The sequence below is a fragment of the Bacteroidales bacterium genome, assembly GCA_016709865.1.
In the GTDB taxonomy this organism is placed as follows: domain Bacteria; phylum Bacteroidota; class Bacteroidia; order Bacteroidales; family VadinHA17; genus LD21.
The window spans coordinates 87,135-107,507 of record JADJLX010000001.1 but is presented as its reverse complement, the minus strand read 5'-3'; the positions used below and the strand labels follow the sequence as shown (position 1 = coordinate 107,507).

Here is a 20,373-nt window from a genome sequence, read left to right as displayed (position 1 = left end):
AATCTTTTGATCAAATGAAAAACTTATTTATTGGAGGAATTCTATTGTTGCTTTTATCGGGAGTTTCATGTAATGCACAGACAGATAAAAAACAACAGATAGTTACTGCAGCCGGAAACGATGTGGAAGTTTATTATTTTCACATGACCACGCGTTGTGTAACCTGCAAAACCATTGAAGCTGAAGCCAGAAGAAATGTCGAAATGCTTTATCCGGAACAGTTTAAAGCCGGTAAGATCAGTTTTACAGCATTGAATATTGAAGAGCCTGCCGGAAAAGCAACCGGTGAAAGACTCGGTGTTAACAGTCAGACTCTGCTCATAGTTAAAGGGGATCAAAAGATAAATATTACAAACGAAGGTTTTCTTTATGCTGTTGCAAAACCAGATAAATTCAGAGACGTAATTAAAGAGAAAGTAGATCCTTTGATTAAGTAGGTACATGGAATTTCTTACAAATCTTCTTGATAGCAGTTCAATGCCATGGCTGACAGCTGTTTTGCTTGGACTAATGACAGCCATAAGTCCATGTCCCTTAGCCACAAATATTACTGCGATCGGATTTATAAGCAGAGATCTCGAAGACCGGAACAGGGTGTTTTATAATGGATTGTTTTATACCCTTGGCAGAGCAATTTCTTATACTTTGATTCCTTTGATAATATTTATTGGGGCAGATCAGTTTAAGTTTTCAGGGTTTTTCCAGAGGTACGGTGAAAAAATCATGGGGCCATTGCTGCTTATAATCGGAGTGTTTATGCTTGATTTCATCAGAATCAACTTTCCCGGATTGAGCGGATTGATATCCAGGATGGAAACAAGAAAATCCTGGCGTTATATCGATGCTCTACTTCTCGGAATGGTCTTTGCACTTGCTTTCTGTCCTTATAGCGGGGTACTCTATTTTGGTATGCTGGTTCCAATGACTGTAGTAAGCTCATCAGGTTTATATCTGCCTGTTTTGTTTGCAATAGCAACCGGAATTCCGGTTATCCTCTTTGCATGGTTGCTGGCTTATACAGTATCAGGGATCGGAGGCATCTACAATAAGATTAAAATTTTTGAGAAATGGTTCAGGAGGGTAATTGCGGTTTTATTTATGATAGTGGGGATATATTATATTATCAGAGTGTTTTTGTGATTTTCAAATAAATATAATGGATTGGAAGAAGATTTTTAAAATAGTTGGGGGGGTTGCAATATGGTATACTTTATATCATTACCTGCAATTCATTACCGATTTTATTGTTGATGATATATTTGGTATGCAAAAGGGAATGCATCTGACTGAGTCTCTTAGGTTTTTCATTTTTGAAGTGCCGAAGGTTCTGATGCTGTTGATCCTTATCGTCTTCTTTGTAGGAATTATCAGAACATATTTTACTCCGGAAAAAACAAGAAGGACTCTTGAAGGGAAATCTTTATTCACAGGCAATGTTATGGCTGCGCTGCTGGGAATAGTCACACCATTCTGCTCATGCTCTGCAATACCGTTGTTTCTTGGCTTTGTTCAGGCAGGTGTACCGCTCGGCGTTACCTTCTCTTTTCTGATTTCTGCACCTATGATTAATGAGGTTGCAGTAATACTTTTATTTGGATTGTTCGGATGGAAGGTGGCTCTGATTTATGTTGCCACCGGTCTCGTAATTGCGATTTTCTCAGGCTATGTTATCGGCAAACTTAAGCTTGAAAGACATGTTGAGAACTGGGTATATGAGAAAATGGGTTCATCAGACGAGGAGGCTGAGGAAAAAATAACATTCCCGCAGCGAATGGATATGGGATTTACAGCTGTTAAAGAGATAGTTGGTAAAGTCTGGATTTATATTGTTATCGGTATCGCAGTCGGAGCCGCAGCGCATGGTTATGTGCCGGAAAGTTTCATGACAAACCTTATGGGGAAATCTGTATGGTATTCAGTTCCTCTTTCGGTCCTGATAGGCGTGCCCCTTTATTCAAATGCTGCAGGTATTATACCAATTGTCAGCGTTTTTATTGAGAAAGGTGTTCCCCTGGGTACAGCACTTGCGTTCATGATGGCAGTGATCGGACTCTCACTTCCCGAGATAATTATTCTGAAAAAGGTTTTGAAACTTCCTTTGATACTGACATTTATTGGGATTGTCGCTTCAGGAATTATGATTGTTGGTTTTCTTTTTAATTCAATTTTTTGATGGATTTAATTCTGGCTTCGATTTTACGGACCCAGACTAAGATGTTATGAAAGACTTGTTTGAAGGTTTCGGAATTGTCAGCTGCGAAATTCTTAATGTTTCGCCCGGGGAAGCCTTTGAACTGGTTAAAAAGGGGGCGCTTCTGATAGATGTCAGGGAGGAAAACCTTAGAGGATTCAAATCATTTGATGTTCCCGGATTAATCTTATTCCCTAAAAGTAAGATTATTAATGAGTACGGAAATTTGCCTGTTGACTCCTGCTTAATTTTTGCTGATACTGTTGGGCTCAGAAGTAAGGAAGTGGTTATTTTCCTGAAAGAAAAGGGATTTAAAAAGATAGCAAACATGGCAGGAGGAATTGTTGACTGGGAAAGAGATGGTTTGCCTGTAACTATTGACATTTCAAGCCGTTTGACAGGTTCATGTATGTGTCAGCTTAAGCCCAGAGAGTCGGGAAAAGACAAATAAAAAAGTATACACAAAAGTTGAGTTATTGTATGCAATGATCAGCATTAAATTCATTTAAATTCAAATCATTATGAAAAAGTCAATTGGATTTATCGGCGGCGGAAGAGTAACAAAAATTCTTCTCCGGGGATTTAGTAACAAGAAAGTAAAATTCGGTAAGGTTGTCGTTTCAGATACAAATCCGGAAGTTCTGGCATCACTCAAAAAGAAATTTCCTGAAGTTGAAGGCGCTGATTCTTTAAATGCTGCAGGTCAGGATATTGTTTTTATATCATTACATCCTCCTGTTGTTATGGATACGCTTGAATTAGTTAAAGGGAGCATAAAGGCAGATTCAACCGTAATTTCGCTGGCACCGAAAATTAGTATCGCGAAGATGGCATCAAAACTGCCACACATTAAGAACATCGCAAGATTAATCCCGAATGCAACTTCTTATATCAATGAAGGGTACAATCCTGTTTGCTTTTCATCAGAATTTGAAAAGGGGGAAAAAATGGAAATTCTGGACTTGCTTAAAACCCTTGGTGAAACATTTGAAGTATCTGAAGAGAAACTAGAGAGCTATGCAATAATGTCGGCAATGCTGCCCACATATTTCTGGTTCCAGTGGAGAGAACTCGCTGCTATTGGACAGAAAATCGGACTTAACGAAAAAGAAGCAAATGCTTCAATAAATGATACTCTTATTGCGTCATTAAACTTAATGTACAAATCAGGCTTAACAGCACAGGATGTAATAGACCTGATTCCTGTGAAACCTATAGGCGAACATGAGTCCCAGATAAACGAATTTTATAACACCAAACTAATAGGTCTGTTTGAGAAGATAAAGCCTTGATAATATAATATTTGTAAGGGATAAACAATTGAAATATTTTTATATATGAAGATTCTAATACTTTGCACCGGCAACAGTTGCCGTAGCCAGATGGCACATGGATTTTTGCAGTCATTTGATAAAAGGCTGGAGGTACACTCTGCCGGAACCGAGCCTGCACGAAAGGTAAACCAGATGGCTATTGACGTTATGAAAAAGGCTGGTGTGGATATCAGTCATCATAAACCTAAAAATGTCGATCAGTATCTGAATGAAGAATGGGACTATGTGATAACTGTGTGCGACCATGCGAATGAAGTTTGTCCCGTTTTTCCCGGAAAAGTAAGGAACAGATTGCACATGGGATTTGAGGATCCTTCGGAAACAAAGGGAAACTATACCGAAATACTGAACGAATTCTACAGAATAAGAAATGATATCAGGGATGAGTTTTTTAATTTATTCGAAATTGAAATGAAGAAGAAATTATAGTCATGATTAATAAATCTTATTATAACGGAAGTATATCTGTTTCAGATACAACTGTTCCTGTTGTACTTGACTATCTTGGCTATAAAGATTATTTAGGAGCTATAATGGTACGCTGGGGGATCAACCGTAATAATTACAGAGTTAACCCCGGACTTTACGCTGTTGGCAAACCAAACGAATCATCTGATGTTTTTGTAACAGCCAATTATAAACTGACTTTCGACCATGTGCGAAAAAATCTTTACGGTATTGATGGCTGGATACTAGTTCTTGATACAAAAGGTGTAAATGTCTGGTGCGCTGCAGGCAAGGGAACCTTCAGTACCAATGAGCTTGTTAAAAGAATAAGGTCCGTTTCTCTTGATAAAGTTGTTGCGCACAGACGAATAATTCTTCCACAGCTTGGAGCCACCGGTGTTGCTGCTCATAAAGTAAAGGAGCAAACAGCCTTTAATGTACATTATGGACCAGTCCGTTCTTCGGATATTCAAAAATTTGTGGGCAATGGATACCGGGCTGATAAAGAGATGAGGAAGGTCACTTTTAATCTTTCTGATCGTGTTAAGCTGATCCCTAATGATTTTATGTATGGGAAATACTATCTCCTGGGAGCTATGGTAATACTTTTCTTGCTTTCAGGACTATCTGGTAAAGGATTATCCGTTGCGGATTTTTCAACAAATGGGTTAACTGCAATAGTAAATGTATTATTTGCTTATATGTCAGGAATTATTATGACCCCTGTTTTACTCCCTTTTATTCCAGCCAGGCATTTTTCAATTAAAGGTTTTTATACCGGATCGATGGTTTACCTTATTCTTTTTGTACTGGATTTTACCGGGGATAGTTTATTGGAAAACTTTTCCTGGTTTTTTATTATAACTGCAATCTCTTCATTTCTTGCGATGAATTTTACAGGCTCATCAACATATACATCACTTTCGGGTGTTAAGAAGGAAATGAAGTTCAGTCTTCCGTTACAGATAGCATTTGCTGCGTTGGGTGTGGTTTTACAAGTCATTGGCAAACTAATATGATCTTTACTATGAAAGAACTTGTTTATTTGTCGGATGTTGTGACTCTCGAATTATGTGAGGAAAGCTGCAATGGATGCGGAATGTGTATAAAAGTTTGTCCGCATGAAGTATTTGAATTATCCGGAAGGAAGGCACATATTGTCAGGCGAGATTATTGTATGGAGTGTGGAGCATGCGCTTTAAACTGTCCCCAAAATTCAATTAAGGTAAATTCCGGTGTCGGATGTGCTGCGGGAATAATAAATGGAATTCTGAATAATACAGAACCATCATGCGGGTGCTCCGGTTCGGATTCAAATTGTTGTTAATTTTCAATGTTATAATATGAAGCCAAAACTTAAGATTCTTGACAGGTACCTTACTCTTTGGATATTTCTTGCAATGTTTACAGGAGTATTTAGCGGATATTTTTTCCCCGGAATAGCCAGATTCTGGGATTCCTTAAAATCCACACCTGAGAGTACAACTAATATTCCTATTGCAATAGGATTAATACTGATGATGTATCCTCCTCTTGCAAAAGTTAAATATGAAGAGCTTGGTGGTGTATTCAGGAATTTTAAAATTCTAGGTCTTTCCCTGGTTCAGAACTGGATCATCGGACCGGTATTAATGTTTACACTGGCGATTGTCTTCTTCAAAATCCTGCCTGGTGAAAACAATGCCAACCTTCCATATATGTATGGAATAATAATGATCGGGCTTGCCCGCTGTATTGCTATGGTGATAGTCTGGAATGATCTGGCGAAAGGTGATACTGAATATTGTGCAGGATTAGTTGCATTTAACTCTGTATTTCAGGTTCTTTTCTTTTCGGTTTATGCATATGTTTTCATAGCTATTCTGCCGGGTTGGTTTGGTGTTCCGACAAATACCATTGTTGAAAACATAACAATCGGGCAGATCGCAAAAAGCGTCTTTATATACCTTGGAATCCCATTTATAGCTGGATTTCTCACTCGTTTTATTCTGATCAGGGTGAGAAATAAGGAGTGGTACCATACTAAATTTATTCCCAGAATAAGTCCGTTAACATTAATTGCTTTACTTTTTACAATTGTTGTAATGTTCTCATTGAAGGGAGAGTACATAGTCAGGTTGCCTCTCGATGTTATTTCAATAGCTATCCCTCTGATTATTTATTTCCTGGTAATGTTTATCTCTTCATTTTTCATGAGCAGGAAAGCCGGAGCAACCTATAGCCAGACAGTTACTCTCTCTTTTACTGCAGCCAGTAATAATTTTGAACTTGCAATAGCGGTGGCAATCGCAATATTCGGAATTAATTCCGGAGAAGCATTTACGGCCGTGATTGGACCACTGGTAGAAGTTCCTGTTATGATAGCCCTGGTTAACGTTGCCTTATACTTCAGAAAAAAATATTTTCTAATTTAGTACCCATTTTATGGTATTATCCGTTTAAGTATAAAAAGGGTTAATGTTCGAGAGTATACTTACAATTTGCATAACCGGGTTACTTGCCGGTTTTATCTTCGCTATGCCAATAGCTGGTCCTGTGAGTATTCTTATCACTTCAAATGCATTAAAGGGACGGTTGGCGTACTGTTTCCGTGTAAGTCTGGGTGCATCTATTGCCGATTTCACATTTGTTTTTATTGCGGTATTCGGGCTTACAAAACTGTATTCCTTTTATACCCCGATTATACCCTACATGTTTGCCGCCGGGTTCTTTTTCTTTCTCTTCCTCGGATACAAAATTTTCAAAACCAAAATAGATATTGAACATCTTGAAGATAAAACTCATCTGGTTGATAAGATTGAAAAGAGGGAAAAGGGAGGATTTTATACCGGACTTATGATAAGTTTTCTCAATCCTACCCTTTTTATCGGTTCGCTCACCTCATCCTTTTTCGTTATCACACTAATTGCTTCTCTTGGATTTCACACTGGCGGATTGGCGAGTAAGTTAGATCAGAATGTTAAGGAGGTTAAAAAAATTGAAGGGGTGGTAATCGAGAAACCGAGTGTTCCGGTGCTTGAAAAGTTCGATGAAATTCCACTGAAGAATAGGCCAAATCATGAAGCTGAACCAACCAGTTTCCCTCCAAGGTTCCATCTGGCGATTAGTATCTGTTATGCATTTTTTCTTGCGACAGGAAGCATTCTCTGGTTTTACCTGCTGGCTTTTCTGATTGCTAAATTCAGGTTAAGGATAAATATCAAAATAATTTCCGGCATAATTAAAGGGCTGGGAATTATTCTGGCATTAATTGGTTTTTATTTTGGTTACAAAGCGGTTACCCTTATTTTTTAATTCCCGGTTTATGGAAAACCACTGTAGTATCATCAAGAGTTACCAGGTGACCTTTACCCGCTTCATCAAAATAGTGGTTCATTGTTTCTATAAATGAATCAATTTTGTGTGATTCATCAATTATTTCCACAACCAGCGGGAGTTTTTCAGATATCTCCCACAACTTATTTGTAAGTACCTCACTGCTGGCACCATAACCCATAATTCCTTTAAGTACAGTTGCGCCTGAGATACCCTGGTTACGGGCTTCATAAATCAGTACTTCATAAAGAGGCGAATGGTGGTACTTATCAGTTGAACTGATATATATCCTTAACCGTTTTGCTTTGTCTGCAGGTTTCATCTTGTTACAGAATTTTTGTTAATAAGACTCCAAGGAAAGTGGCTGCGATTCCAAGAAAAACACTAAGTCCGGTATACAAAAAGAAATAATAGAATTCACCATCACGAAGAAGGGCAAGGTTTTCATTTGCAAAAGTTGAGAATGTTGTAAATCCACCGCAGAATCCAACTGCCAGAAACAATTTCCACCCCGGGGTTAATACTGCACTTCGTTCTGAAAAACCATATATCAATCCAATCAGGAAACACCCTGCAACATTCACGAAAAATGTCCCGAATGGAAATGCAGTCGGAAAATTTTCCTGCATATAACGCGAGGCAAGAAATCTGGAAACACTTCCCAGAAATCCTCCTGTTCCAACAAGAAGCAGCGTTTTGATCATAGCTGATTAAAATATTTCTCTTACTACAAAGGACACAAAGTATTACCTCACAACCGGCAGGTACAAAGTAACACAAAGAAATCATTCACATTAAACAGAATGAAGATTTATTTAAAACCGAAATTCTTATAAACTTGTAAATTTGCTTATATGTTGAACTAATTCACATTCAGTATGCTTTTAAAACTATCTCTACTGGCTGTTTTCGGTATCGCAATGGCACACCTTGAGGGCGTTGTTGTTGTTTATCTCCGAAAATCCCTGGGTATGCTTGACTCCGAATCAAATAAGGAGTCGCTTGGGAAAATTCCAGCCAATTATCTGAAAATTGAGATTTCCAGGGAGGCAGCCACGATTATTATGCTTGTGTTGATAGCATATCTGGTTGGTATAACATGGATTGAGAGGGGAATATTTTTCCTATGGACATTTGCCTTCTGGGATCTGTTTTATTATTTGTCGCTTTATATTCTCATAAAATGGCCACCGACTTTTAAAACAATTGACGTCCTGTTCCTCATTCCGGTACCCTGGATTGCACCTGTCTGGTTCCCGATAGGTGTTTCATCGATAACAATAATAGTAATTGCTGCATTGTATTTGTTACAAATCTTATAGTTTTTTTTACCACGGAAAACACGGATTAACACGGAATTTTAAATCCGTGCTTCATCAGTGTAACTCCGTGAAATCCGTGGTTTATTTTTGGAATTACATAGAATGCAACCTTAATATTTGTTTAACAGTCTTTATAATTGTCGTAACAAAACCCGGAAAAAGTAATAATTGCTTATTGGTTGAAGGAGCGACATAAATTTTGTAGTATTTTATGATAAAATATTTATTATGAGATCAATACAATTGTTTTTGTTTCTATTTGTAGCTATTATTTCCGGTTGTTCAAAAGAAAACAATCCGGATGATATTCCCGAAGAGAACCCTGCTGCTGCAGATATGATCATTGATCACAGATGCACTAAACTTTCATTAATTCCTGCAGCATCAATCACATCAGCGAAACAGACCCTCCATATTGCCTATGGTCATACTTCTCATGGCAGCCAGCTGACTGACGGGATGACCGGGCTTGTAACTTTCAAAGGATCAGCTTATAGTTGGAGCAACGGAGGTGCCGGAGGTGCCCTCGACCTTCATGATTATGCAATGACAGGTGACCTTGGAGCTCCTGACAGAACCTCGTGGGCGACAAGGACAAGAACTTATCTGTCAGCCAATCCTGATGTTAATGTAATAATCTGGTCATGGTGTGGACAGGTTTCCACTGCAACAGCTGCTGATATTACAACATACCTTAATCTAATGGCTGCTCTTGAAAATGACTTTAAAAATGTAAAGTTTGTTTATATGACAGGTCATCTCGATGGGACGGGATTGACGGGAAATCTCCATCTTAGAAACGAACAGATCAGAACTTATTGTAAAGAAAACAAAAAGATATTATTCGATTTCGCTGATATTGAGTGTTATAATCCGGATGGAACTTATTTTGGGGCTAAGAAACCAAACGATGCCTGTGATTATGATAACGACGGAAATGGCACACTTGAAAGCAACTGGGCAGCACAGTGGCAAAACTCACATACTGCAGGGGTTGACTGGTACAGTTGTTCGTCTGCTCACAGTCAACCCCTTAATGCTAATCAGAAAGCATATGCTGCCTGGTGGCTCTGGGCCAGGCTTGCGGGATGGGATGGTAATATATAATTATTCAGTTATTTCAAATACAGCACTGGTTAACGGTGTTGCCGAACCAACCGACAAACCGACTTTCATAAGATAATCACCGGTATAGCTTCTGACAGCACTGCCCCCTTCGGAAGGCATCCCCGGTCTTCTTCCTTCGGTTGAAGGATTAATCTCCTGAATTTTATATGTTTTTGCCGGATCGAGCCCCTGTAACCTTACACGATTAAAAGCTTCACCATATCTGGAATTAAGTGTGTACGAAAACAGAACAGCCTTGCTTCTGGTATTATTAACATACATGAGAACAGCCCTGTTCTCTCTATATGGCGAGATAAGCCTGTAAAGATCTCCGTGCCAGATAACATCACTTAATCTTTTATAGTTGGCGATTGCATCCTGACTGAATTTAAGTTCTTTTTCTGTAAGCTCATTAATCTGAATATCATACCCCATTTTACCCATCATTGCCACATCGGTTTTAAACTTCAGTGACTGTTTCCCCCATGAGGTAATGTGGTTACAAACAGATATAGCAGGAAAGAAATATGAGTAGCCCCATTGAATAAAGATTCTCTCGAGCGGATCGGTGTTATCGCTGGCCCAGAATTCGGTAAAATATCTGAGAGCGCCATAGTCAACTCTTCCTCCGCCGCCTGAACAAAGCATTATTGGCAGAGTAGGATATTTCTTGCGCAGGCGGTCAAGAACGCTATAAAGGCTATTTACATAATCAATATAAAGATGCGATTGCTGATCCTTCAAATATGCAGAATACGGATTTGTAATCATACTGTTGCAGTCCCACTTAATAAAAGCTATCCCGGGATTTTTTGTAAGCATTTCATCCACCATGTTATATACAAACTCCTGAACTTTTGGATTTGTAAGATCGAGAGTAAGCTGATTCCGGTAATAAACCTCCTGTCTGTTCGGGAACCTTAGTACCCAGTCCAGATGATTCTCATAGAGTTCACTTTTGGGATTGACCATTTCGGGTTCAATCCATATTCCGAATTTAACTCCTTTAGCATCTGCTTCTTTTACCAGGTATCCTAATCCGTTCGGGAGTTTTGCTTTGTTCTCCTGCCAGTCACCCAGTCCGGCACGGTCATTATTCCTGGGATACTTATTTGCAAACCATCCATCATCAAGAAGGAACAGATCGAGCCCCATCTTTTTAGTGTCGTCGAGCAGACCAGAAAGCTTAGGCTCATCAAATGCGAAATAGGTTGTCTCCCAGTTATTTAAGAGAGTGAGCCGTGTTTTATTCCCATCAAGCACACCATAATTTCTGGCCCACCTGTGCAGATTTCTGCTGGCAAGTCCTTTCCCTTCATCTGAATAAGTAAAGATGAATGAAGGAGTTTTAAATACTTTACCCGGCAGCAAGGAATATTCAGATGCAAACGGGTTTATTCCGCTTACAGCACGCAGTGAATTCTTTTCATCAATTTCAAAGAGGAACTGAAAATTACCAGACCAGCCTAAGGTCCCTGCAATAAGTTCTCCGGTTGTTTCATCAGATTTCTCATTGAGAGAAAGGAAAAATACAGGTGTCTGGTACATATGTGCCCGGGTTCCAAGCTTTGTATCAATTATTTTGATACCGCTGGTAAGCTCACTCTCCTGCATCTTCATCTCCTCAGCCCAGTCGCCATGAAACTGAGTCAGCCAGTACCTGTCGGCATCAAAATGAAGCATGGATGAGGCATAATTATAAATTTTCACAGCTTTGGCCTCCTTATGAACGATCTCAACCCACTGTTCCAAAACATCTTCTGCTGCAAAAGCTTTAATGTTAAGTGTTACCTCAACAGGGTAGACAGGGTCTTTTAGTAGTATTTTTGTAAGAGTGGTATTGGCATCCGGTTTATCAGTAGTATGACTCACATATTTAAGTTCAAGGGATTGATTTCCATCATTATGTGTCATTCTGACAGCCGGTTCAAAGAGATTATCATTTCCATATGTTGCATATGCCTGATGCCCGGCATCCCTTAACTGGTTTAATGATGCTGTATTAAGCAGTTTTGCTCCGAGGTACACCTGAAATAGCTTTCCGTTCCTCCCGTTTACCTTGTAAACAAGGTCGGTGTTTTGTGTTCCTGTGGAAATAAAAACATCCGGAACCTGTGTAGTCTGAGGTTGTCCCATGGGAGGCTGTCCCATTGAAATATAACAACTTGCAAAGACAAGGAATAAAAGGAATAATGTTTTTTTCATTTTTCTTGCAGATAAAATATTTGATATTTTCAATTCTGATTATTCAAATATAAATATACACGATTCTTACCAGAATTGATTTTCAACATATAGTTTTATAAAACATACTGAGTAATAAGTAATTCTTATAAATTTGAACGCAATTCCGATTGATTATTTCTTTCATATATATAAATGAAAATATTTGCATCTTATCTTCGCTCGGCTATTGTTATTTTATTAACAATAATAAGTTCGCTTTCTTACATTGTTAAAGGACAAGCAAGCTCTTTACAGCAGGATACCTTGTCGAAAGGAGCAACACTTAAGCAACCGGAATACACAACCTCCAGGCTCGTCACTGAAAAGCCTGTTATTGACGGCAAACTTGATGACGAATGCTGGAAAAAAGGTACCTGGGCAGGCGACTATCACCAGTTTATTCCGAATGAAGGTGCAAAACCGACTTATCCAACTGAAATGAATATTCAGTACGATGATAAGAATCTCTATATCGCTTTCCGGGCATATGACGGGGAACCCGACAAGATTGTAAGAATGGCGGGAGTTCGCGATGAAACAGTAGGGGATATGGTGGGACTCACATTCGATAGTTACAGGGATTACAGGACCGGTTTCGAGTTCACAATAACTGCATGGGGACAAAAAGTTGACCTTGTGTTATTCAACCCAATGAACTGGGACTTTAACTGGAATGCAGTCTGGAAGGGAAAAACCGGACTGGAAGACTCTGCTTGGGTGGCCGAGCTCGAAGTACCTCTCAGTCAGCTGCGTTACAGTAATGCTGAGGAGCAGGTGTGGGGGTTGCATACATGGCGTTGGATCTCAAGGATTTCTGAAGAGAGCAACTGGGAAAGACAATCTAAAATTGGTCCGGGTATGCTCTATAACTTTGGAGAATTTAAAGGGATCAGCGGATTAAAAAAATCGCGGCGGCTCGAGATAATGCCATTTGTACTTGGCGACATGAAGACTATGAAAGAAGTGCCCGGTAACCCGTTTACAAAAAACGGAAAAGCCTGGGGAGGTAATATGGGACTGGATGCCAAAATCGGAGTGTCAAGCAACTTCACAATTGACCTGACAGTTAATCCTGACTTCGGACAGGTGGAATCTGATCCTTCGGTAATGAACCTCTCCGCATTTGAGACATTTTATGAGGAAAAACGTCCGTTCTTCCTCGAGGGACTTACTATATTCGATTATAAATTTGATGATCAGAGCCTCTTTTATTCGCGCCGTATCGGGCATGCTCCATCATTGTCTATTGATGCGGATGATACCACCTTTGTAAAATCACCTGATAAAACAGCGATACTGAGTGCGGTAAAATTCAGTGGCACCACCTCAAAGGGTCTCTCGGTAGGTCTTATTCAGAGTCTCACTGCAAACCAGTTGGCTCACCTCAGCGATCCTGCCGGAAACAGGAGTACCCGACAGGTGGAACCTCTTACAAATTACATGGTTGCCCGTGTGCAGAAAGGATATAATGCCGGAAATACAGTTGTGGGAGGTATGCTGACTTCTGCTAACCGGTTTATTAATGATCCTTCGCTTGAATTTCTGAGCAGAGATGCCTTTACAGGCGGCCTTGATCTGCTTCATCACTGGAAAGACAAAGAGTTTTATGTTGATGCCAGAATGATCGGCAGTTATGTGAACGGGACAACTGAGGCCATCAGAGCTTTGCAGGAATCTTCAGCCCGTTATTATCAGAGACCCGGAGTTCACTACCTCGACTATGATACAACCCAGACAAATCTGAGCGGCTTCGGCGGTAAAGTTAAGGTAGGGAAGGGCTCAAAAGGATTCTGGAGATATTCAACAGGAGCAACATGGCTCTCTCCCGGACTGGAACTAAACGACCTCGGTTACTTACGGTCTGCTGATGAAATTAACCAGGAGAACGTTGTTTCCTACCTGATCAATCAGCCTGTTTCTGTATTTCACACATATTCAATAAGCCTCGAACAATTTAACACCTGGAACTTCAATGGTACTTATCTTGGATCGGGCGGCCATCTTTCATTTTCATCGGAGTTTAAGAATAACTGGAGTTTCAATACCAATCTTATCCTTCACTCAGAACAGGTTGACACAAGGATCCTTCGCGGAGGACCAGATATGATTGTTCCCAGCAGTATTGGGACTTTCGGAAAAGTAAAAACTGATCAGTCGAAAAAAGTAATTGCTGAGTTTTCATATCATTATGAAAGCAGAGGCAATAAATCAGCTTCAAGTTATCAGCTTAGCCCGGGCATTTCTGTACGTCCGGTTCAGGTACTTAAACTGGGGATTACAGCCGACTATTCTGATAATCGTGACAACCTTCAGTATGTTGCTGCCAGAGACTATTATACAGAGAAAAAATATATACTTGGAAGAATTGAGCAGAAGACTCTGGGTCTTACCTTCAGAGTAGATCTGAACCTGTCTCCTGAATTCTCTGTACAGTATTATGGCAGCCCGTTTGTCTCGAGGGGAAGCTACTCAGATTTTAAGGTTGTAACTACTCCGGATGCAAAATCAATAAATGACAGATTTAACTTTTTATTCAGTCAGAAAACAGGTAACAATTATATTCTTCAGGATTTTACTGATATAACATCTCCGCTGTATTCAATTGTAAACCCTGATTTTAACTTCCATGAGTTCCGCTCCAATCTCGTGGCTAAATGGGAATACCGTCTGGGATCTTTTATATATTTTGTCTGGTCAAGCGAACGATCGGGCAGAACTTCATCATCACAGGCATCATTTAGTGATTCTTACAAAGAACTGCAGAAGGTTTTTCCGAATAATATCTTCCTGATAAAACTTAATTACTGGTTCACCCTTTAGTAAAATATCTGATTAACTTAATGAAAAAGAGAAACAACTTAAATATTTTTCTGATCCTCCTTATGCTGGGATTAACAACGAGAATTGTCAATTCCCAGCCACCGAAACCCGCGTCGGATCTCAAGAATGCATTGGTGATTGAGAGGCTTGATCTGCCTGTAACTTTTGATGGTATCCCTGACGAAGAGGCATGGGAAAAAATTCAGCCAATATCTTTTACAATGCATTCACCCGTTTATGGAAAAGATCCTTCTGAGAAGACAGATACGCGTATAGCTTACGATGATAAGTACCTTTACTTTTCTTCAAGACTATTCTTTGAGGATCCGTCTGATCTCAGATCGGCGAGTCTCAAAAGAGACTACATGGGAATGGGCGGCGACTGGTTCGGGATAATACTTGATACATATAATGACAAGGAGAACGGACTAGCCTTTTTTACTTCACCCGATGGATTAAGATGGGATGCGACTATTCTGAAAGATGCTGTCGTGGGGATGCCGGATCAGTTGCCAATGAATATCAGCTGGAACACATTTTGGGACGTTCGTACCAATAAGGATAATAACGGATGGACTCTTGAGATCAGAATCCCTTTTTCAAGCCTTAGGTTTCAGGAAACAAATGGAGAAGTCAGGATGGGACTGATAGTTCAGAGATGGATCCCGGCAAAAAATGAAACCGACCTTTTCCCCGCTATTCCTCCCGACTGGGGCCAGACATCAGCAATGAAACCATCACAGGCACAGGAGGTTGTTCTCAGAGGAGTTAAGTCTGCAAAACCAATTTATATTGCACCTTACCTGCTGACCGGACTCCAGAAAACAAATGAAATAAACATAGCAGGAACCGAGTATTTGAAATCTACGAAACCAGCACTTGAGGCCGGTCTGGATGTGAAGTATGGCATCACAAACAACCTGACTATGGATCTTACTGTAAACACTGATTTTGCTCAGGTTGAGTCAGATGATCAGCAGACTAACCTTACCAGGTTTTCGCTTTATCTTCCTGAGAAGCGCACATTCTTCCTTGAAAGGTCAAGTGTATTCGATTTTGCACTAGGGGGGAACAGTAATCTTTTTTACAGCCGAAGAATTGGGCTTAGTGATGACGGTGATCCGATACGGATCTATGGCGGTGCAAGAATGACTGGACGTGTGGGGAAGTGGGATCTGGGTGTTCTGGATATGCAGACGGCGTCGCTGAAACTAAAAAACGAAGCCGGTATTTATGAAGATATACTTCCTTCTGAAAACTTCGGGGTACTTAGATTTCGCCGGCAGGTAATAAATGAGAATACATATATCGGGGCTATGATGACAAGCCGGCTTGGCGCTGATGGGACATATAATCTGGGTTATGGTCTCGATGGGATATTTAGACTTTTTGGCAATGACTACCTCGATCTTAAATGGAGTCAGACCTTTGAGAATGATGTTAAGAACGCATCATTTTCAGATCCGTCTCGTATTATGGCAAGATGGGAAAGGCGTTCGAGCAAGGGACTCGGATATAACATCGGATACTCACAGTCAGGATTACACTATAATCCGGGAATCGGATTTGAAATGATGAATGATTTCGCATCAGTCAGGGGCGGAATTAAATGGGGGTGGCTTCCGGAGGAAAAGGCAAAACTATACAGCCATTCACCTGAATACAGAATACTGTACATGACATATATTGATGACAGGTCGCTGATGTCAATGACCCATACATTGGGCTGGACATTTCAGACCAAAAACCAGTGGGAAGGTTCAGCAAACTTTATGCATAATACCGAGGTAGTCAGGGACAGTCTCGAATTACTTGAAGATGAGCTTTCTATCTTGCCCGGCACTTATAATTTCCTTTCTTTTGAAGGAAGACTGACAACTCCGATGACTCAGCCATTCTTCATTATGACAACCATTATGGGTGGCCAGTTTTATGGCGGTACGAGATTATCTGTAAACATGCAGCCTACATGGAATATTTCAAGACATTTTGAGCTTGGAGCGATTTATAATTTCGACAAACTTGACTTTAGCGGAAGAGATCTTCATATTACAAATCATATCCTTGGAATAAAAACTATGTATATGCTTGACACCCGCTTTTCATTAAGTGCATATATACAGTACAATACAGCCCTTAAGGGCGTTCTTACCAATCTGCGCATAAGGTATAATCCAAAGGAAGGGAATGATTTCTTTCTTGTATTCAATGAAGGGAGAAATACGAATCTTACCAGGGAAATACCTACTCTGCCACTTTATAGTGCCAGATCCTTATTATTGAAATATACATACACGTTCAGTTTATAGCATAAGTTACTGAGATCTGTAATATGGGAAATAATAATATAATCTTCCGGCTCATTGAAGAAAAAGACAATGAAGAAATTGCGGGATTGATCCGTAAAGTCTTCAGGGAGTTTAATATAGCCCGGCCGGGGACTGTCTATTTTGATCCTACAACAGATGATCTTTATAAGCTTTTCAGGACACCAGGATCTGAATACTGGATTGCTGAAGAAAATAACATAATTATCGGAGGATGCGGAGTATTTCCGACACCGAATCTGCCGGATGGTTATGCTGAACTTGTAAAGTTTTATCTCGCCGCATCTCACAGAGGCAAAGGAATTGGGTGGCAGCTTATGGAGAAGACTTTTGAGTCGGCAAAGAGAATGAATTACAGGCACATGTATCTTGAGTCACTGCCTGAACTCGGCAAAGCTATCAGTTTGTACGAAAGAGCCGGATTTAAGATGCTGAAAGCTCCTCTTGGGAACTCAGGCCATTTTGGATGTGATATATGGATGACAAAAGATCTTTGAGGATCAGAAGTCGGTGGAGGCGTTACCCAGTATTCTGAAATTATAAGTAATCATAAAAATAGGCTGACCGAAGATTGACATCTGATATCCTTTCACAACTCCATCCTCTACCTTGAAGAATATTGAATAGGGATTCCTTCTTCCCAGAGCATTGTATAAAGTAAAAGTAAGTGAGGAATGGTTCAGCTTATGCGCTTTCAGGTTCCCGTTTACAGTAGCTGCCAGGTCGAGCCTCAGGTAATGAGGAATACGAAATTCATTTCTGTCAGAATAAAATACCCTGTTAACATTAAGAAAATTATAATATGCAACAGGGTATGTGATTGGTCTTCCTGTATTGTAAACAAAGTTGGTTGTGAAATTAAGTCTTCTTAATAGTTTCGCATTTGCAACGAATTTAAGATCATGAGGCTTATCATAATTCGCCGGGAAGTATTTACCACCGTTCACTCTCTCTTCTTCAAATTTTCCATCAACCTTTAATAGTGTTCTTGAATAGGTATAACTAACCCAGCCTGTAAGCATTCCCATCTGCTTCTTCACCATCATTTCAATACCATAGGCTTTCCCATTACCGTTTATGATATCAGTTTCGAGATGATCGTTCATAAGCAATTCCGCTCCTCCTTTATAGTCAAGGACGTTTTTAATTGTTTTATAGTAAACCTCAAGAGAGGTTTCAAGTGCCTTGCTGTTTATATTCCTGTATATGCCAACTGAATACTGAACACCTCTCTGTGGCTTTATGAAATTATCGCTCAGTTTCCAGATATCAGTCGGGGTCATTGATGTTGTGTTTGAAATCATATGCAGGTACTGGTAATTCCTTTGAATTCCTGCTTTTACAGACAAGTCGGGTGTAAGAACATATCTTGCTGATAATCTGTATTCAATCCCGGGATACATCTTTAAAATTTCTCCTCCGTCATAAGAAATTGTATCAGTAATGTTTTCGATTGACCTTGGTCTGTTCTCGTTGTATAGCAGTTGAGTTTTAGGCCCGAATGCAGTAAACCCGGTAAGTCTTAATCCTCCTGAGACAAGAAGCAAAGGAGAAATTTCAACCTCATCGCTTATATAGAGAGAAGGTTCAATTGCTCTCTCTTTTTCAAGTGTTTTAGCTTCAATCCTGGAATACTCACCTACCGGATTCTGGATGCCCGGTAAGAGTGAATAATTTATTGCATCAAGTCCAAATTCGACCTTGTGTTTATCAAATGGACGATAGGTGAAATCTGCACGGAATATTTGCTGGTAAAGCTTATATTTTAAAGAAAAATATGTTGTTGAATCCTGATTGGAATTGTCTTCATAATCATAATTACTTACTATAGCAGAGAATTGAGCTGATAAAAGTGGATTAAAAACATGCCGCCATTTCAGAGTTGAGGCAAGATTCCTGTAATTAATTGCACTCTCCTTGTAATAGTCAAAATAGTCATTGCTTAAATAGCCCGAAAGAGAAATGGAATTCTTATCATTAGGATCAATTGTCAGAAGTCCCTGAAAATCGCTGAAGCTTGCCTTGCTTTTCTGGAGCTGGAGATCGTTAAGGAGTCCGAGCATCCAGTCAGAATATGTTGTTCTTGAGCTTAGTATGATAGAACTTTTGTTTTTTACTATCGGAGTTTCGACCATGATTCTTCCTGTAACCGGACTAATCCCCCCGCTCAGGTTGAATTTTTCGTAACTTCCTTTTTTGAGTACGATGTCCATAACTGATGAAACCCTTCCCCCGAATTTTGCAGGAATACCGCTTTTATAAAGTGTAACATCCTCTATCATATCGGAGTTGAAGGACGAGAAGAATCCGAAGAAATGGGATGGATTAATTATCGGGGCATTGTCGAGCAGGATAAGATTCTGATCAGCGCTTCCTCCCCTGATATTATAACCTCCCGATGCCTCACCCACTGAGGTTACGCCGGGAAGGAGCAGGGAACTCTTAAAAAGATCCACTTCACCTAGGCCCATAGGGATTTGTTTCAGCATTTTGACATTTATCTTTTCAACTCCCATCCTTACATTCCTCACAGCATTTTCCCTGTTTGCTGATACTATGACTTCATTAAGCTGATTGGTCCTTTCTGACATCTCCACATTTAGTATCCCGTCAGAATAAATGATGATGTTCCTGACGGTTTGCCGCATTCCCACCATCCTGTATTCTATCTGATACTGGCCTTTTGGCATATCTATCGAATAATAACCGACATTGTTTGTTACAGCACCGGCTTTTAGTTTCTCGATGTATACAACAACACCAACAAGCGGTTCAGAGTCATCAGGATTTGTTATTGTCCCTGAAAGAGTAACAATCTCATTATTTGCAGATCCTGAAGGGTTGCCGATTTTAAATACCATGTATTCATCATTAGCCTGAACACCTTCAGATTTTTTTGTCACACGTGCATAACTTGTTGTATCCTTTATTGCCTGATTTTTTTTCAGATATTCGAGGTACTCTTTCCTGAAATTGGTTTTTATATTATAGCCTTTTGAAAGAATGACCTTATTATCATCTGTAATTATAAAAGAGAGACCATTTCTGACCAGCGATTTATTGAGAAGGTTGTTAAGAGACTCATTTTCAGTTGACACATCGAGAAAAAGACTATCTACCCAGTTATCAGTGTAGAAAAGTTTTACCGGAATTGTTTTTTCCAGAGTGTCGGCAAAATTTTTAAAAAGGATCTGTTGAAGCTGTAGAGTAACTCCTTTCTCCTGTGCGGCTGCATCAAGTATTATGAAAGCAGTGAAAAATATGCAGATAAGTTTCTTCATTCA

At 39.7% G+C, this 20,373-nt stretch carries 19 protein-coding genes; 15 read left to right on the top strand and 4 right to left on the bottom strand.

Going from position 1 to position 20,373, the window contains the following annotated elements; all coding sequences use genetic code 11:
• Positions 1-14: 14 nt before the first annotated feature.
• The 10 genes from IPJ16_00550 to IPJ16_00505 all read left to right on the top strand — a co-directional run bounded on the left by IPJ16_00550 (position 15) and on the right by IPJ16_00505 (position 7,266).
• Positions 15-437: a hypothetical protein gene (locus tag IPJ16_00550; protein ID MBK7625689.1), complete on the top strand. Its 423-nt coding sequence runs from the start codon at positions 15-17 to the stop codon at positions 435-437.
• Between the two features lie 4 nt (positions 438-441).
• Positions 442-1,140: a sulfite exporter TauE/SafE family protein gene (locus IPJ16_00545; protein MBK7625688.1), complete on the top strand. Its 699-nt coding sequence runs from the start codon at positions 442-444 to the stop codon at positions 1,138-1,140.
• A gap of 16 nt (positions 1,141-1,156) precedes the next feature.
• On the top strand, positions 1,157-2,173 hold the full coding sequence (locus IPJ16_00540; GenBank protein MBK7625687.1) for a permease: 1,017 nt from the start codon (positions 1,157-1,159) through the stop codon (positions 2,171-2,173).
• A gap of 46 nt (positions 2,174-2,219) precedes the next feature.
• Positions 2,220-2,642: a rhodanese-like domain-containing protein gene (locus IPJ16_00535; GenBank protein ID MBK7625686.1), complete on the top strand. Its 423-nt coding sequence runs from the start codon at positions 2,220-2,222 to the stop codon at positions 2,640-2,642.
• A 70-nt stretch (positions 2,643-2,712) separates the two neighbouring features.
• Entirely contained in the window at positions 2,713-3,483 is a 771-nt protein-coding gene (locus IPJ16_00530; protein MBK7625685.1) for an NAD(P)-binding domain-containing protein, read from the top strand.
• Between the two features lie 45 nt (positions 3,484-3,528).
• On the top strand, positions 3,529-3,954 hold the full coding sequence (locus IPJ16_00525) for an arsenate reductase ArsC (protein ID MBK7625684.1): 426 nt from the start codon (positions 3,529-3,531) through the stop codon (positions 3,952-3,954).
• A 2-nt stretch (positions 3,955-3,956) separates the two neighbouring features.
• Positions 3,957-4,991 (top strand): acetyl-CoA synthase subunit gamma, encoded by a 1,035-nt coding sequence (locus IPJ16_00520; GenBank protein MBK7625683.1) that lies wholly within the window; start codon positions 3,957-3,959, stop codon positions 4,989-4,991.
• An 8-nt stretch (positions 4,992-4,999) separates the two neighbouring features.
• Positions 5,000-5,299, top strand: coding sequence for a 4Fe-4S binding protein (locus IPJ16_00515; protein MBK7625682.1), 300 nt, complete (start codon positions 5,000-5,002; stop codon positions 5,297-5,299).
• A gap of 16 nt (positions 5,300-5,315) precedes the next feature.
• Positions 5,316-6,386, top strand: coding sequence for an ACR3 family arsenite efflux transporter (gene arsB, locus IPJ16_00510; GenBank protein MBK7625681.1), 1,071 nt, complete (start codon positions 5,316-5,318; stop codon positions 6,384-6,386).
• Positions 6,387-6,429: 43 nt separating this feature from the next.
• Positions 6,430-7,266, top strand: a complete 837-nt coding sequence (locus IPJ16_00505) for a LysE family transporter (GenBank protein MBK7625680.1) — start codon at positions 6,430-6,432, stop codon at positions 7,264-7,266.
• Here IPJ16_00505 and IPJ16_00500 read toward each other — a convergent pair.
• Both IPJ16_00500 and crcB read right to left on the bottom strand, forming a co-directional pair.
• Positions 7,256-7,609, bottom strand: a complete 354-nt coding sequence (locus IPJ16_00500) for a DUF190 domain-containing protein (protein MBK7625679.1) — start codon at positions 7,607-7,609, stop codon at positions 7,256-7,258. The two genes, IPJ16_00505 and IPJ16_00500, sit on opposite strands and share 11 nt — an antisense overlap.
• Before the next feature lie 4 nt (positions 7,610-7,613).
• Positions 7,614-7,991: a fluoride efflux transporter CrcB gene (gene crcB, locus IPJ16_00495; protein ID MBK7625678.1), complete on the bottom strand. Its 378-nt coding sequence runs from the start codon at positions 7,989-7,991 to the stop codon at positions 7,614-7,616.
• A gap of 174 nt (positions 7,992-8,165) precedes the next feature.
• On the opposite strand from crcB, the gene IPJ16_00490 reads away from it, so the two are divergent.
• On the top strand, positions 8,166-8,609 hold the full coding sequence (locus IPJ16_00490) for a hypothetical protein (protein MBK7625677.1): 444 nt from the start codon (positions 8,166-8,168) through the stop codon (positions 8,607-8,609).
• A gap of 228 nt (positions 8,610-8,837) precedes the next feature.
• Complete coding sequence (locus IPJ16_00485; protein MBK7625676.1) at positions 8,838-9,716, top strand: hypothetical protein; 879 nt, start codon at positions 8,838-8,840, stop codon at positions 9,714-9,716.
• Here the strand turns inward: IPJ16_00485 and IPJ16_00480 are convergent, their stop codons facing one another.
• Positions 9,717-11,921, bottom strand: a complete 2,205-nt coding sequence (locus IPJ16_00480) for an alpha-galactosidase (protein ID MBK7625675.1) — start codon at positions 11,919-11,921, stop codon at positions 9,717-9,719.
• A 174-nt stretch (positions 11,922-12,095) separates the two neighbouring features.
• Between IPJ16_00480 and IPJ16_00475 the strand changes: the two genes are divergently transcribed.
• Genes IPJ16_00475 through IPJ16_00465 form a run of 3 tightly spaced genes read left to right on the top strand, consistent with a single transcriptional unit; the run spans position 12,096 to position 17,586 of the window.
• A complete protein-coding gene (locus IPJ16_00475; GenBank protein ID MBK7625674.1) occupies positions 12,096-14,762 on the top strand; it encodes a carbohydrate binding family 9 domain-containing protein in 2,667 nt (888 codons plus the stop codon).
• Between the two features lie 20 nt (positions 14,763-14,782).
• On the top strand, positions 14,783-17,071 hold the full coding sequence (locus IPJ16_00470; protein MBK7625673.1) for a carbohydrate binding family 9 domain-containing protein: 2,289 nt from the start codon (positions 14,783-14,785) through the stop codon (positions 17,069-17,071).
• Positions 17,072-17,094: 23 nt separating this feature from the next.
• The gene (locus tag IPJ16_00465) at positions 17,095-17,586 is read left to right on the top strand and encodes a GNAT family N-acetyltransferase (protein ID MBK7625672.1); all 492 of its coding nucleotides are present in this window, start codon (positions 17,095-17,097) and stop codon (positions 17,584-17,586) included.
• A 3-nt stretch (positions 17,587-17,589) separates the two neighbouring features.
• Here the strand turns inward: IPJ16_00465 and IPJ16_00460 are convergent, their stop codons facing one another.
• Positions 17,590-20,370, bottom strand: a complete 2,781-nt coding sequence (locus IPJ16_00460) for a TonB-dependent receptor (GenBank protein ID MBK7625671.1) — start codon at positions 20,368-20,370, stop codon at positions 17,590-17,592.
• Positions 20,371-20,373: the final 3 nt, after the last annotated feature.